Source organism: Pseudomonas sp. 05L36 (genome assembly GCF_056398125.1).
On record NZ_JBFTOU010000009.1, the window covers coordinates 115256 to 129571 of the forward strand.

13 protein-coding genes are annotated in these 14316 nt (G+C 60.1%); 8 read left to right on the forward strand and 5 right to left on the reverse strand.

Features of this window, described 5'->3' with window-relative positions; all coding sequences use genetic code 11:
• Positions 1-120 precede the first annotated feature (120 nt).
• The 3 genes from prpC to AC1DKH_RS12545 all read right to left on the reverse strand — a co-directional run bounded on the left by prpC (position 121) and on the right by AC1DKH_RS12545 (position 3019).
• Positions 121-1248 (reverse strand): bifunctional 2-methylcitrate synthase/citrate synthase, encoded by a 1128-nt coding sequence (gene prpC, locus AC1DKH_RS12535; protein ID WP_477798312.1) that lies wholly within the window; start codon positions 1246-1248, stop codon positions 121-123.
• A 164-nt stretch (positions 1249-1412) separates the two neighbouring features.
• Positions 1413-2303, reverse strand: a complete 891-nt coding sequence (gene prpB, locus AC1DKH_RS12540) for a methylisocitrate lyase (protein WP_477752594.1) — start codon at positions 2301-2303, stop codon at positions 1413-1415.
• Entirely contained in the window at positions 2300-3019 is a 720-nt protein-coding gene (locus tag AC1DKH_RS12545; protein WP_477798313.1) for a GntR family transcriptional regulator, read from the reverse strand. Before AC1DKH_RS12545 ends, prpB begins: the two co-directional genes overlap by 4 nt.
• Before the next feature lie 297 nt (positions 3020-3316).
• On the opposite strand from AC1DKH_RS12545, the gene rloA reads away from it, so the two are divergent.
• The 4 genes from rloA (at position 3317) to pabB (ending at position 7860) form a co-directional block, all read left to right on the forward strand.
• Entirely contained in the window at positions 3317-3853 is a 537-nt protein-coding gene (rloA, locus tag AC1DKH_RS12550; protein ID WP_217837642.1) for a retropepsin-like aspartic peptidase RloA, read from the forward strand.
• A gap of 5 nt (positions 3854-3858) precedes the next feature.
• Entirely contained in the window at positions 3859-5394 is a 1536-nt protein-coding gene (gene rloB, locus AC1DKH_RS12555) for an osmotic stress tolerance membrane protein RloB (RefSeq protein ID WP_477752593.1), read from the forward strand.
• Positions 5394-6380, forward strand: coding sequence for an alpha-L-glutamate ligase-like protein (locus tag AC1DKH_RS12560; RefSeq protein WP_477752592.1), 987 nt, complete (start codon positions 5394-5396; stop codon positions 6378-6380). The genes rloB and AC1DKH_RS12560 overlap by 1 nt, the downstream gene beginning before the upstream one ends.
• A gap of 136 nt (positions 6381-6516) precedes the next feature.
• Positions 6517-7860, forward strand: coding sequence for an aminodeoxychorismate synthase component I (gene pabB, locus AC1DKH_RS12565; protein WP_477752591.1), 1344 nt, complete (start codon positions 6517-6519; stop codon positions 7858-7860).
• Positions 7861-7985: 125 nt separating this feature from the next.
• Here the strand turns inward: pabB and thrH are convergent, their stop codons facing one another.
• Entirely contained in the window at positions 7986-8603 is a 618-nt protein-coding gene (gene thrH / locus AC1DKH_RS12570) for a bifunctional phosphoserine phosphatase/homoserine phosphotransferase ThrH (protein ID WP_108218929.1), read from the reverse strand.
• A 173-nt stretch (positions 8604-8776) separates the two neighbouring features.
• Between thrH and AC1DKH_RS12575 the strand changes: the two genes are divergently transcribed.
• The 3 genes from AC1DKH_RS12575 to AC1DKH_RS12585 all read left to right on the forward strand — a co-directional run bounded on the left by AC1DKH_RS12575 (position 8777) and on the right by AC1DKH_RS12585 (position 12386).
• Positions 8777-9511 (forward strand): phosphoadenylyl-sulfate reductase, encoded by a 735-nt coding sequence (locus tag AC1DKH_RS12575; RefSeq protein ID WP_477752589.1) that lies wholly within the window; start codon positions 8777-8779, stop codon positions 9509-9511.
• 548 nt (positions 9512-10059) lie between these two features.
• Positions 10060-11601 carry an NCS1 family nucleobase:cation symporter-1 gene (locus tag AC1DKH_RS12580; protein ID WP_477798314.1) on the forward strand — a complete coding sequence of 514 codons (1542 nt, stop codon included), beginning with the start codon at positions 10060-10062 and terminating at the stop codon, positions 11599-11601.
• Positions 11602-11657: 56 nt separating this feature from the next.
• Complete coding sequence (locus AC1DKH_RS12585; protein WP_477798315.1) at positions 11658-12386, forward strand: aspartate/glutamate racemase family protein; 729 nt, start codon at positions 11658-11660, stop codon at positions 12384-12386.
• 130 nt (positions 12387-12516) lie between these two features.
• Here AC1DKH_RS12585 and AC1DKH_RS12590 read toward each other — a convergent pair whose 3' ends face one another.
• On the reverse strand, positions 12517-13440 hold the full coding sequence (locus AC1DKH_RS12590) for a LysR family transcriptional regulator (RefSeq protein ID WP_477762400.1): 924 nt from the start codon (positions 13438-13440) through the stop codon (positions 12517-12519).
• Between the two features lie 124 nt (positions 13441-13564).
• Between AC1DKH_RS12590 and AC1DKH_RS12595 the strand changes: the two genes are divergently transcribed.
• Positions 13565-14311 carry a 3-oxoacyl-ACP reductase family protein gene (locus AC1DKH_RS12595; RefSeq protein ID WP_477798316.1) on the forward strand — a complete coding sequence of 249 codons (747 nt, stop codon included), beginning with the start codon at positions 13565-13567 and terminating at the stop codon, positions 14309-14311.
• The last annotated feature ends 5 nt before the right edge of the window (positions 14312-14316 follow it).

The window sequence follows — 14316 nt, forward strand, 5'->3', positions numbered from 1 at the left end:
CTGCTCGCGATAGCGGTATATCAGTCGACATAGATGTTGAATGTCAGTCCGTCATCGCGAGCAGGCTCGCTCCCACAGGGTTTCCGGTTCCTTCAGTAACTCGCGTCAGTGCTCTCCCATTCAGCGTTGTTCGATGGGTACGAACTTGCGCTGTTCAACGCCGGTGTACTCGGCGCTTGGACGGATGATGCGGTTGTTGGCGCGTTGCTCGTACACGTGGGCAGCCCAGCCGGTCAGGCGCGAGCAGACGAAGATCGGTGTGAACAACTTGGTCGGGATGCCCATGAAGTGGTACGCCGAGGCATGGTAGAAGTCGGCGTTCGGGAACAGTTTCTTCTGCTCCCACATGGTCTTGTCGATGGCTTCGGAAACCGGGAACAACACTTTGTCATCCACTTCGTCAGCGAGTTTTTTCGACCAGCCCTTGATCACCTCGTTGCGCGGATCGTTGTCCTTATAGATCGCGTGGCCGAAGCCCATGATCTTGTCCTTGCGCTCGAGCATGCCAAGGGTGCCCTTGATCGCGTCTTCCGGCGACGAGAAGCGCTCGATCATTTCCATCGCCGCTTCGTTGGCGCCACCGTGCAGCGGGCCGCGCAGCGAGCCGATGGCCGCGGTGATGCACGAATACAGGTCGGACAGGGTCGACGCGCAAACACGTGCGGTGAAGGTCGAGGCGTTGAACTCGTGCTCCGCGTAAAGGATCAGCGAAACGTTCATCACCTTGACGTGCAGCTCGCTCGGTTTCTTGCCGTGCAGCAGGTGCAGGAAGTGGCCGCCGATGGACTGTTCGTCGCTCACGCAATCGATGCGCTTGCCTTCGTGACTGAAGTGATACCAGTAAGTCATGATCGCCGGGAACGCGGCCAGCAGGCGGTCGGTCTTGTCGTGCTGCTCGGAGAAGTTGTTCTCCGGTTCCAGGTTGCCGAGGAACGAGCAACCGCTGCGCATCACGTCCATCGGGTGGGCGTCGGCGGGGATGCGTTCCAGCACTTCTTTCAGCGCTTGCGGCAGGTCACGCAGCTTGCCCAGCTTGGCGATGTAGGCGTTCAGTTGCGCTTTGCTCGGCAGCTCGCCGTACAGCAGCAGGTAGGCAACTTCTTCGAACTGTGCGTCAGCCGCCAGTTCACGTACGTCATAACCACGATAGGTCAGACCGGCACCCGACTGGCCCACGGTGGACAGTGCGGTTTGCCCGGCTACCTGGCCACGGAGCCCGGCGCCACTGAGTACTTTTGCTTCGGCCATTTTTGTCTCCAATATTCTTGAATTTTTTAGGAAATCGGCAAACACACGGGTCGGGAATCATCCCGGTCCTGTAGGAGCGAGCTTGCTCGCGATGGTGGACCGAACACCGCGGGGTGCCAATTTTCCCGCGTCATCGTTAACGACCATCGCGAGCGAGCTTGCTCCTACCTCTTCGCGGCGAACAACGCATCGAGCTTCTGCTCGAAGGTGTGGTAGTCGATGCGATCGTAAAGCTCCATGCGGGTCTGCATGGTGTCGATGACGTTTTGTTGAGTGCCGTCGCGACGGATCGCGGTGTAGACGTTTTCTGCAGCCTTGTTCATGGCGCGGAACGCCGACAGCGGGTACAGCACCAGCGATACGTCGGCAGCGGCCAGTTGCTCGGTGGTGTACAGCGGCGTCGCGCCGAACTCGGTGATGTTGGCCAGGATCGGTGCTTTCACGCGGTTGGCGAACAGCTTGTACATGTCCAGTTCAGTGATGGCTTCCGGGAACACCATGTCGGCGCCGGCCTCGATGCACGCAGCAGCGCGATCCAGGGCAGACTCCAGGCCTTCCACCGCCAGGGCGTCGGTACGGGCCATGATCACGAAGCTGTCATCGGTACGCGCATCGACGGCGGCCTTGATGCGGTCGACCATTTCCTGCTGGGTCACAATCTCTTTATTAGGACGGTGACCGCAGCGCTTGGCGCCAACCTGGTCTTCGATGTGAATCGCCGCGGCGCCGAACTTGATCATCGACTTGACGGTGCGAGCGACGTTGAACGCCGAGGAACCGAAACCGGTGTCCACATCCACCAGCAATGGCAGGTCGCAAACATCGGTGATACGGCGCACGTCGGTCAGCACGTCATCCAGACCGGTGATGCCCAGGTCAGGCACGCCGAGGGAGCCGGCAGCCACCCCGCCACCCGACAGGTAGATCGCCTTGAAACCGGCGCGTTTGGCCAGCAGCGCGTGGTTGGCGTTGATCGCGCCGACCACTTGCAGTGGGTGTTCGCTGGCGACCGCATCGCGGAAACGCTGGCCTGGTGTGCTCTTGTTCAAACTCATGACTCACCTCGTTTGGCTGTCGGGTTAGCGCCGTCCTGGTAATGACGGGCGATGTTGCGTTTGGAGGCGCCGATGTGACGGCGCATCAACAACTCGGCCAGTTCACCGTCACGGTCGGCGATGGCATCGAGAATGCGGTGGTGCTCGGCGAACGCCTGGTGCGGGCGATTGGGCGTGGTGGAAAACTGGATGCGGTACATGCGCACCAGTTGATACAGCTCGCCGCAGAGCATTTGGGTCAGCGTGCGGTTGCCGCTGCCCTGGATGATTCGGTAGTGGAAGTCGAAATCGCCTTCCTGCTGGTAGTAGCCTCTCCCGGCCTGAAACGCCTCATCGCGCTCGTGGGTTTCCAGGACCCGACGCAGTTCGTCGATTTCTTCGAGGCTCATGCGTTCGGCGGCCAGGCGACAGGCCATGCCTTCCAGGGATTCGCGTATTTCGTAGAGTTCCAGCAGCTCGGCGTGATTGAGCGACACCACCCGCGCGCCGACATGTGGCACGCGAACCAGCAGGCGCTGGCCTTCCAGACGGTGGATGGCCTCGCGCAACGGGCCACGGCTGATGCCGTAGGTGCGCGCCAACTCCGGCTCGGAGATTTTGCTGCCCGGCGCAATCTCGCCTTTGACGATAGCCGCCTGAATGCGTCGGAAGACGTTCTCGGACAGGGTCTCCGTATCGTCTTGCGTTGAAACGGGGGGATCGAGTTGATCCAGCATATTGTCGACACCTTGTGAGCCAATGCCGCAAAAACTAACGAATACAGGCGACACAGTCAAAGGTTAAATCGATATTGTCGACAATCTTCTGATAACCGGCTGCACCATAACGAAGCAATCCCTCTGTTTATAGCCACCGGCCAGCGCTGGCGCCATCAAACTACCGTGCTAGAATGCCGCCCGCATTTGTTTGTCACATCTGCACTGCCTGTCATAAAAACCTGACAGGCATACGAGGGAGCTTGCGCAGCGATGCCAGGGCCTTGAATCAAGTCGGACCGCTGCGCACCAGGATTTATGAGACTCAAGCCCTTCCCTGCCTTCCTTTATTTCCTTTGTCTGCCTGGTTTCGCAATGGCCGGGGAAAAGACCGTGTATGGCCTTAATGAGTACGCATCGCTCAATGGCATTGACCTGGAAGTGGCGGCCAAACTCGACACCGGGGCAAAAACCGCTTCCCTGAGCGCGCGGGATATCAAACGTTTCAAACGCAACGGCGAGTCATGGGTGCGCTTTTACCTGGCCATCGACGCCGCCCATTCGCACCCGATCGAACGCCCGCTGGCCCGTGTCAGCAAGATCAAGCGCCGGGCCGGCGACTACGACCCCGAAGAGGGCAAGAAGTACACCGCCCGCCCGGTGATCGAACTGGACATCTGCATGGGCTCGGCCCTGCGTAGCATCGAAGTGAACCTGACCGACCGCAGCGCTTTCCAATATCCGCTACTGATTGGCTCCGAAGCCCTCAAACGCTTCGATGCACTGGTTGACCCCAGCCTTAAATATGCTGCCGGCAAACCTGCCTGCACCACCGACGCTCATACCGCCGAGTAATTTCAATGCGCTCTCTTACCCTTCATCTGAAACTGCTGATCGCCATCCTGGTGGCGCTGGGCATTTCAGTTACGGCCTATCAGATCTTCGTGCTGGGCATCCCGGTGACCGAAGACGCCACCGACGACCTGTGGAACATCGACGCCAAGGTCGAGTTCGTCGCCAGTGCCAAGGACCCGGTCAAGATCCAGATGTTCGTGCCACCGCTGAGCCGCGACTTCGTCAGCCTCAACGAGAGCTTCATCTCCAATAACTACGGCGTGGCCGTGAACCGGGTCGACGGCAACCGCAAGGTCACCTGGTCGGCGCGCCGGGCCAAAGGCAATCAGACGCTGTATTACCGCCTGGTGCTGACCAAGCGTTATTCCGGTGAGAAAGCCAAGATCAAAGGCCCGACCTTTCGCGACAGCATGACCATCGAAGGCCCGGAAAAAATCGCCGCCGAAGCCCTGCTTGCTCCGATTCGCCAGCACTCGGCCGACGTCGAAACCTTCGTCGGCGAAGCCATCAAGCGGGTCAACAACCTCAACGACGACAACGTGAAGCTGTTGCTGGCCGGTGATCCGTCCACCGCGCACAAGGCGAAAATCGTCGAGTTGCTGCTGTCCGTCGCCCACGTGCCGATCGAGAAGGTCCACACCATCCGCCTGGTGGCCGATCAGCCGCAAATCCCGGAACTGTGGCTGCGCAGTTTCAACGGCACCGACTGGCTGTACTTCAATCCGGAAACCGGTGAACAGGGCCTGCCGACCGACCGCCTGCTGTGGTGGACCGGCGACGAAAACCTGATCACCGTCGATGGTGGCAAGAAAGCCAACGTGACCTTCAGCCTGAACAACAGCGAAATGAATGCCATTCGCCTGGCCAAGCTGACCGACGAAAACACCGACGCCAACTTCCTCGAATATTCGCTGTACGGCCTGCCGCTGCAAACCCAGCAGACCTTCATGATCATGGTGATGATCCCGATCGGCGTGCTGGTAATCCTGATCCTGCGCAACTTGATCGGCATCCAGACCCTGGGCACCTTCACCCCGGTGCTGATCGCCCTGGCCTTCCGCGAAACCCAGCTCGGCTTCGGTATCGCGCTGTTTACCATCATCACGGCGCTGGGCCTGTCGCTGCGCTCCTACCTCGAACACCTGAAACTGCAAATGCTGCCGAGGCTGTCGGTGGTGCTGACGTTCGTGGTGGTGTTGATTGCGGCGATCAGCCTGTTCAGCCATAAACTCGGCCTGGAGCGTGGCTTGTCGGTGGCGCTGTTCCCGATGGTGATCCTGACCATGACCATCGAACGCCTGTCGATCACCTGGGAAGAGCGCGGCGGCGGCCATGCCATGAAAGTGGCCATCGGCACGCTGTTCGCCGCGTCCCTGGCGCACCTGATCATGACCGTGCCGGAACTGGTGTACTTCGTGTTCACCTTCCCGGCGATCCTGCTGATCCTGGTGGGTTTCATGCTGGCCATGGGGCGTTATCGCGGTTATCGCCTCACCGAACTGGTGCGTTTCAAGGCCTTCCTGAAAAAGGCTGACGCCTGATGTTCGGCTTCTGGAAGACCTGGAAGGCCCTGGAAGCCCAGGGCATCATGGGGATCAATCGGCGCAACGCAGACTACGTGCTCAAGTACAACAAGCGCAGCCTGTACCCGATCGTCGATGACAAGATCATCACCAAGGAGCGCGCCATCGCCGCAGGCATCCATGTGCCCGAGCTGTATGGCGTAATCTCCACCGAGAAGGAAATCGACAATCTCGAAGAGATCATCGGCGCACGCAGCGACTTCGTGATCAAACCGGCCCAGGGCGCTGGCGGCGACGGCATCCTGGTCATCGCCGACCGCTTTGAAGGCCGCTATCGCTCGGTGTCCGGCCGGATCATCAGCCATGAAGAAATCGAGCATCAGATTTCCAGCATCCTGACCGGCCTGTACTCCCTGGGCGGTCACCGCGACCGGGCCCTGATCGAATACCGCGTGATTCCGGACCAGATCTTCAAGAGCATCAGTTACGAAGGCGTGCCGGACATTCGCATCATTGTTTTGATGGGTTACCCGGTGATGGCCATGTTGCGCTTGCCGACCCGCCAGTCCAACGGCAAGGCCAACCTGCACCAGGGCGCCATCGGCGTCGGTGTGGATCTGGCCACCGGCCTGACCCTGCGCGGCACCTGGCTGAACAACATCATCAACAAACACCCGGACACCACCAATGCAGTGGATGGCGTGCAACTGCCCTACTGGGACGGTTTCATGAAACTCGCCGCCGGCTGTTATGAATTGTGCGGGTTGGGCTACATCGGAGTCGACATGGTCCTGGACCAGGAAAAAGGCCCGTTGATTCTTGAACTCAACGCCCGGCCTGGGCTGAATATTCAGATTGCCAATGACTGCGGGCTGACGTTGCGTACTCATGCGGTGGAAGCACGAATGGAAGACCTCAAGGCTCGTGGCGTGACCGAATCGGTCAAAGAGCGTGTGGCGTTCGTACAGGAGATGTTTGGGCACATTCCTGCGGTCGAGGGTTGATCTTTTGTGGCGAAGGAGCAAGCTCCCTCGCCACAGAATGTAATTTCAGTCGCTTCCGATGTGCCTTCCCTCTAGGACCAAATCCTGCAGAGGACTACAATCGCCACCCCGCCTCGATGGCTGACTTCCCCCGCCCATGTTGACCTGCTCCGTACACCCGCTGCCCTATCGCGCCAACCCCGCCCAATACTTCGCGGCGATTCGCCATGCCCCCGGCGCCGTGCTGCTCGACAGCGGCCGCCCCAGTGCTGACCGCGGTCGCTATGACCTGCTCAGCGCCTGGCCACTGGAACAACTGACGGTATCGCCCGACGAAAGTGGCGATGCCTTCCTGCAACGCCTGCGCGATAACCTGACACGCCTGGGCGAAGCGACTCTGCCGGTACCTTATGAGTTGCCGTTTGCCGGTGGATTGATCGGCTACCTGAGTTACGACTTCGGCCGGCATCTGGAGCGCCTGCCGAGCCAGGCACAGGACGACCTGCAACTGCCTGACGCGCGTTTCGGCCTGTACGGCTGGGCATTAGTCAGCGATCACCTTTCGCTGACCAGTCAATTGGTGTTCCACCCGACACTGCCCACCGGCGAACGCCAGCGCCTGATCGATCTGTTCAGCCAGCCTGCACCGGAAGTGGTCGCGCCCTTCAAACTGCTCACCCCGATGACTGCCGACTTGAGCGCTGACCAGTATCAACAGGCAATCGAGCGCATCCAGCAATACATTCAGGCCGGCGACTGTTATCAGGTCAACTTCGCCCAGCGTTTTCGTGCGCCCTGCCAAGGTGATCCCTGGACCGCTTACTGCGCTCTGCGCGCAGCGTGCCCGACGCCTTTTTCCGGTTTCCAGAGCTTGCCTGACGGCGATGCCGTACTCAGCCTGTCGCCGGAACGCTTCGTCAAAGTCAGCCAGCGCCATGTGGAAACCCGCCCGATCAAGGGCACTCGACCTCGGGGCCTGACGCCTGAGCAAGACGCCGCGAACGCCACCGAACTGCTGGCCAGCCCCAAGGATCGCGCGGAAAACCTGATGATCGTCGACCTGCTGCGCAATGACCTCGGCCGGACCTGCCGCACCGGTTCGGTTCGGGTACCGGAACTGTTCAGCCTGGAAAGCTATCCGAACGTGCATCACCTGGTCAGCAGTGTCACCGGTGAACTGGCGGATGACCGTGATGCCCTGAACCTGATTGCTGGCAGCTTCCCGGGGGGCTCGATTACCGGCGCGCCAAAGATTCGCGCCATGCAGATCATCGATGAGCTGGAACCGACCCGACGCGGACTGTATTGCGGTTCATTGGTCTACCTGGACGTGCGTGGCGAAATGGACAGCTCCATCGCCATCCGCAGCTTGCTGGTCAAGGACGGGCAGGTGTGTTGCTGGGGCGGCGGCGGGATTGTCGCGGACTCGGAGTGGCAGGCTGAATATCAGGAGTCGATCACCAAGGTGAAGGTATTGCTCGACACACTGCAAAACCTCTGACACCACACCCGTCCCTGTAGGAGCGAGCTTGCTCGCGATGGTCGTCAACGATAACGCGGCATGCCTGACATCCCGCAGCGTTTTCAGATTCATCGCGAGCAAGCTCGCTCCTACAGGAAATGTACTTACAGGCTCAACGTCCGGTTCGAAGCCTTGATGAACTCCTGCTTCAGCTCTTCAAACGTGTGCACCGCCGGGAACTGCGGGAACTGCGCAATCACGTTTTCCGGCGCATGGAACAGAATCCCGGCATCGGCCTCGCCCAGCATCGTGGTGTCGTTGTAGGAATCCCCCGCTGCGATCACCCGGTAGTAGAGGCTCTTGAAGGCCAGGACCGACTGACGCTTGGGATCTTTCTGACGCAACTGGTAGCCAGTGACGCGCCCGCTGTCGTCGGTAATCAGACGATGGCAGAGCAAGGTCGGGAAGCCCAGTTGGCGCATCAGTGGCTGGGAGAACTCATAGAAGGTGTCCGACAGGATCACTACCTGGAAGCGCTCGCGCAGCCAGTCGACGAACTCGATGGCGCCGTCCAGTGGCTTGAGCGTGGCGATCACTTCCTGAATGTCGGAAAGTTTCAGGCCGTGCTCGTCGAGGATCCGCAGGCGCTGCTTCATCAGCACGTCGTAGTCGGGAATGTCCCGGGTGGTGGCCCTGAGGGATTCGATTCCGGTTTTTTCGGCGAAGGCGATCCAGATTTCCGGGACCAGCACACCTTCAAGATCCAGACAGGCAATTTCCACAAGACACTCCCATTTGTATTGATTATTGAGTCGAGCAGGCATAAAGCCTGCCGAACTCTAGCGACTCGGGCCTGCCTGCGCAACGCAGAGGATGCCCCGGCCCGTGCAGCTTTTTGTTACCATCGACCCCATATAGAGCGCCCAGCGCCACCGACCTGTAGGAAGCCGCCCTGATGAGCCCAACGTTCGACGTCGTGGAACTCGCCACGACCTATGCCAACAAATCCGCCCAGGACATCCTGAAGCTCGCTTTTGCCGAGTTCGGCGATGACCTGTGGATATCTTTCAGCGGTGCCGAGGACGTGGTGCTGGTGGACATGGCCTGGAAGCTGAACAAGAACGTCAAAGTGTTCAGTCTCGACACCGGCCGCCTGCACCCCGAGACCTACCGCTTCATCGATCAGGTGCGCGAGCACTACAAGATCGACATTGAGCTGGTGTCGCCGGACCACACCAAACTCGAACCCTTCGTGAAGGAAAAAGGCCTGTTCAGTTTCTACAAGGACGGCCATGGCGAATGCTGCGGTATCCGCAAGATCGAACCGCTGCGCCGCAAGCTGTCCGGCGTGAAAGCCTGGGCCACCGGCCAGCGCCGGGACCAGAGCCCCGGCACCCGCAGCGCCGTCGCAGTGATGGAAATCGACACCGCGTTCTCCACCCCGGAACGCACCTTGTACAAGTTCAACCCGCTGGCGCAAATGACCAGTGAAGAGATCTGGGGCTACATCCGCATGCTGGAACTGCCGTACAACAGCCTGCACGAACGCGGTTTCATCAGCATCGGCTGCGAACCCTGCACCCGCCCGGTACTGCCGAACCAGCATGAGCGTGAAGGCCGCTGGTGGTGGGAAGAAGCGACGCAGAAGGAATGCGGGTTGCATGCGGGGAATATCATCAGCAAGGGGTAGGAGCGAGCTTGCTCGCGATGGTCGTCAACGAAAACGCTGTAAACCTGATTCCCCCGCGACGCTCTCGAGTTTTTCGCGAGCAAGCTCGCTCCTACAGAGTCAATGTGCCACAACACACAATGTGTACACACGAATGTCACCATAAGTGCCATTTGTGTGTGCACTTTTAGTTTCAGCGCCCCAAAAAGTTACATCTCCTTTCTCATCACCTCGCCCACATCCTCCCTCTCCAAAAATAAATACCTGTTCAATCGGTCAATTTAAATTTTCTATTTTTCAGTCAGTTATTCGTTTTCGATAACAAAACGAAATGAGCACTGGTTTTTATAGAATCGCAACTGGCACAAATCTGGCTTAAGTGCATACATGTTTTGTATACAATCAAATCAAAACATACGCACACTTTATATCCGCAAGCCTGAAGCGCCCTATCCCGTACAGGCTGCAGATGCCCCGTAACCAATGATATTCGCCACCCGCGACGAAGATTTGTCGAGCCAACGCTCATGCACAGTCATCGCGGCGTCGAGCATCAGGAGCCTGCCGGAATGCGTACTAGTCTCTCCAATAACAACATCGCGCTGGATCTACCCTCCTCCCATTCCACCCACACCGCCGACAATCAGGCGCATCACACCCCCGTGGTACTCAGCCCCCGATTGCACAACAAGGACCTGGCACCGACCAAGTCCGAAGGCCGGCGCTGGGGCCGCTACAGCATCTTTGCCCTATGGACCAACGACGTTCACAACATTGCCAACTACTCGTTTGCCATCGGTCTGTACGCTTTGGGTCTGGGTGGCTGGCAGATCCTGCTGTCCCTGGGTATCGGCGCGGCGCTGGTTTACTTCTTCATGAACCTGTCTGGCTACATGGGCCAGAAAACCGGGGTGCCGTTTCCGGTCATCAGCCGGATCAGTTTCGGCATTCATGGTGCGCAGATTCCTGCATTGATCCGCGCCGTGATCGCCATCGCCTGGTTCGGTATTCAGACGTACCTTGCGTCCGTGGTGTTTCGCGTGCTGTTGACGGCGGTCCATCCAGGGTTCGCCGACTACGACCACGACTCGATCCTCGGCCTGTCGACCCTGGGCTGGGTGTGTTTCGTCGCGATCTGGTTCGTGCAACTGGCGATCCTTGCTTATGGCATGGAGATGGTGCGGCGCTACGAGGCGTTTGCCGGCCCGGTGATTCTGCTGACCGTCGCCGCACTTGCCGCGTGGATGTACACCCAGGCCGATGCGACGATTGCCTGGTCGATCCGCGAGCCGCTGACTGGCGGTGAGATGTGGCGCAACATCTTTGCCGGTGGCGCACTGTGGCTGGCGATCTACGGCACCTTGATCCTCAACTTCTGCGACTTCGCCCGCTCTTCGCCGTGCCGCAAGACCATCAAGGTCGGAAATTTCTGGGGCTTGCCGGTGAATATCCTGGTGTTCGCCAGCATCACGGTCCTGCTGTGCGGCGCGCAATTTCAGATCAATGGCCGGATTATCGAAAGCCCGACCGAAATCATCGCCTCGATCCCCAACACCTTCTTCCTGGTGCTCGGCTGCCTGGCGTTCCTGATCGTCACCGTGGCGGTGAACATCATGGCCAACTTCGTCGCCCCGGCGTTCGTACTCAGCAACCTGGCGCCCAAGTACCTGACCTTCCGCCGCGCCGGGCTGATCAGCGCGACCATCGCCGTGCTGATCCTGCCGTGGAACCTCTACAACAGTCCGCTGGTGATCGTGTATTTCCTGTCCGGCCTCGGTGCCCTGCTCGGCCCGTTGTACGGGGTGATCATGGTCGACTACTGGCTGGTACGCAAAGGCCAGGTCAACGTGCCGCAGTTGTACAGCGAAGACCCGAACGGCGCGTATTACTACAGCCGCGGGGTCAATTTGCGCGCCGTGGCGGCGTTCATTCCCGCTGCCCTGATCGCCATCGTCCTGGCCCTGGTGCCAGGGTTCCACAGCGTATCGCCGTTCTCCTGGCTGATTGGTGCCGGCATCGCCGGGATGCTCTACCTGATCATCGCCAAGCGCCAACCGCACTACGCCGATGTCAGCGGCGAAGCCATCGCCGTCGACAACGTCAGCCACTGATCCTGTCGCGGCCCGGCGTGGTCGGGCCGCAGAACCAACTGCAATAAGGACTTTCAATGCGCATTCTCGTGGTCAACGTCAACACCACCGAATCCATCACCCAGGCCATCGCCCGTTCGGCGCAAGCCGTCGCGTCGCCCGGCACGGAAATCGTCGGCCTCACCCCGCACTTCGGCGCCGACTCCATCGAAGGCAATTTCGAAAGCTACCTGGCGGCCATCGCGGTCATGGATCGGGTGATGTCCTACGACCAGCCATTCGACGCCGTGATCCAGGCCGGCTATGGCGAGCACGGCCGTGAAGGCTTGCAGGAACTGCTCAATGTGCCGGTGGTGGACATCACTGATGCCGCCGCCAGCACGGCGATGTTTCTCGGACACGCCTATTCCGTGGTCACCACCCTCGATCGCACCGTGCCGCTGATCGAAGATCGCCTCAAGCTCTCCGGCCTCTGGGACCGTTGCGCCTCGGTACGGGCCAGTGGTTTGGCAGTGCTGGAACTGGAACACGAACCGCAACGCGCACTGGAGGCCATCGTGCATCAGGCCGAACTGGCGGTGACCCAGGACAAGGCCGAAGTGATTTGCCTGGGCTGCGGCGGCATGGTCGGGCTGGACGAGCAGATTCGTCGACGTACTGGCGTACCGGTGGTGGATGGCGTGACGGCGGCGGTGACCATTGCCGAATCGTTGGTGCGCCTGGGGCTGTCGACATCGAAGGTGCGGACGTATGCGACGCCGCGGCCGAAAAACATCATTGGTTGGCCGGCGCGCTTTGCCCGGTAGACCGCGGTGCCCCAATCGCGAGCAAGCTCGCTCCCACAGGTTTTGCGTCGCACCTCAGTGATGTGTACGACGCAAAACCTGTGGGAGCGTGGCTTGCCCGCGATGGCCGCGCCTCGGTCTTGAGCCTGACTCAAACCGCACTGAACCTCTGCCCCAACCCCCGCTCGGCAAACTGCTCAATGATGAAATCGACAAACGCCCGGGTCTTGCCGGGCAGCAGCTTGTGTTCGGCGTAATAGATGGAGGTGTAACCGTCGTCGATGTACCAGTCCGGCAACACCCGCTGCAACCTGCCCGACTCCAGATAACCCGAGGCAAACGGCATGCTCACCAGCGCAATGCCCAAACCCTGCGCAGCCGTGGCGCAGGCGGCCTCGGAATCGCTCATGGTCATCCGCGCCTTGAGCGTCAACGGGCTGTGTTGCTGATTGCGATGGGTCAACTGCCAGGAGCGTACCCGTCCGGTCTGCGGCGAGCGGATAAGAATCCCGTCATGGTGCTTGAGGTCATCCGGCTCGCTGATCGCCGCATGTGTCTCCAGGTAGTCCATCGTAGCCACCAACACCCGATGCGCGGGACTCAGCCGGCGTGCCACCACGCCCTGGGGCAATTCGAAGCCACCGCCGATTGCCGCGTCGAAACCTTGCCCGATCAGATCGACCTGGCGGTTGTCGAAGTGCCAGTCCGGGTTTATCGCCGGGAATCGCCGCAGAAACTCACCGAGCATCGGCACAATGTACAGGCAGCCAAATACCGTCCCCATGCTGACTTTCAAGGTGCCGGCCGGCTGCCCTCCGGCACTGGCGAGATTGGCCACGGCATTCTGGATGGTGTGCAGGCTGCCGCTGACTTCGCCGAGAAACAACTGGCCGGCCTCCGTCAGCGTCAGGCTGCGAGTGCTGCGCTGAAACAATCTGACGCCCAGCCGCGCTTCGAGCTTGGCGACGCTCTTGCCTACCGCCGCCGGTGTCAGGCTCAGACGCCGCGCGGCCTCGGCGAAGCTGCCGACCTCAGCGCTGCGCACAAAGCATTCGATACTGCTGAAGGTTTCCATAGGCGCCACTATAAACTTTTGGTTTACACAGACTATCGTGATTATGGTCTACACAGCATGGAATCCTGAATCGATACTAGCCTCCATCAACCGGGACATCTCGCCTCGGGACTTGGAGATCGACATGACTACTCAGAACCTCAGCGGCAAAGTGGCATTGATTCAAGGTGGTTCCCGCGGCATTGGCGCAGCCATCGTCAAGCGCCTGGCTGCTGAAGGCGCAACCGTTGCCTTCACCTATGTCAGCTCCACGGCAAAAGCTGAAGAACTGCAAGACAGCATCACCGCCAAAGGCGGCAAGGCCCTGGCCATCAAGGCCGACAGCGCCGACGCCGACGCCATTCGCGGCGCCGTGTCCGCCACGGTAGACGCTTTCGGTCGCCTGGATATCCTGGTCAACAATGCCGGCGTACTGGCCGTCGCACCGCTGGCCGAGTTCAAACTCGAAGACTTCGACCAGACCCTGGCCATCAACGTGCGCAGCGTGTTCATCGCCACCCAGGCCGCCGCCAAATACATGACCGAAGGCGGACGCATCATCAACATCGGCAGCACCAACGCCGACCGCATGCCCTTCGCCGGTGGCGGCCCATACGCCATGAGCAAGTCGGCACTGGTCGGCCTGACCAAAGGCCTGGCCCGTGATCTCGGCCCGCAAGGCATCACCATCAATAACGTGCAACCGGGTCCGGTCAACACCGACATGAACCCGGCCCACGGTGACTTTGCGCAAAGCCTGATCCCGCTGATGGCCGTGGGCCGTTACGGCAAGGCCGAAGAGATCGCCAGTTTCGTCGCCTATCTTGTCAGCCCTGAAGCCGGCTACATCACAGGGGCCAGCCTGACCATCGACGGTGGCTTTGGCGCCTGACATTT

Coding starts and splice junctions, on each gene's coding strand:
- prpC (WP_477798312.1), bottom strand. CDS start 1,248: ATGGCCGAAGCAAAAGTACTCAGTGGCGCCGGGCTCCGTGGCCAGGTA.
- prpB (WP_477752594.1), bottom strand. CDS start 2,303: ATGAGTTTGAACAAGAGCACACCAGGCCAGCGTTTCCGCGATGCGGTC.
- AC1DKH_RS12545 (WP_477798313.1), bottom strand. CDS start 3,019: ATGCTGGATCAACTCGATCCCCCCGTTTCAACGCAAGACGATACGGAG.
- rloA (WP_217837642.1), top strand. CDS start 3,317: ATGAGACTCAAGCCCTTCCCTGCCTTCCTTTATTTCCTTTGTCTGCCT.
- rloB (WP_477752593.1), top strand. CDS start 3,859: ATGCGCTCTCTTACCCTTCATCTGAAACTGCTGATCGCCATCCTGGTG.
- AC1DKH_RS12560 (WP_477752592.1), top strand. CDS start 5,394: ATGTTCGGCTTCTGGAAGACCTGGAAGGCCCTGGAAGCCCAGGGCATC.
- pabB (WP_477752591.1), top strand. CDS start 6,517: ATGTTGACCTGCTCCGTACACCCGCTGCCCTATCGCGCCAACCCCGCC.
- AC1DKH_RS12575 (WP_477752589.1), top strand. CDS start 8,777: ATGAGCCCAACGTTCGACGTCGTGGAACTCGCCACGACCTATGCCAAC.
- AC1DKH_RS12580 (WP_477798314.1), top strand. CDS start 10,060: ATGCGTACTAGTCTCTCCAATAACAACATCGCGCTGGATCTACCCTCC.
- AC1DKH_RS12585 (WP_477798315.1), top strand. CDS start 11,658: ATGCGCATTCTCGTGGTCAACGTCAACACCACCGAATCCATCACCCAG.
- AC1DKH_RS12590 (WP_477762400.1), bottom strand. CDS start 13,440: ATGGAAACCTTCAGCAGTATCGAATGCTTTGTGCGCAGCGCTGAGGTC.
- AC1DKH_RS12595 (WP_477798316.1), top strand. CDS start 13,565: ATGACTACTCAGAACCTCAGCGGCAAAGTGGCATTGATTCAAGGTGGT.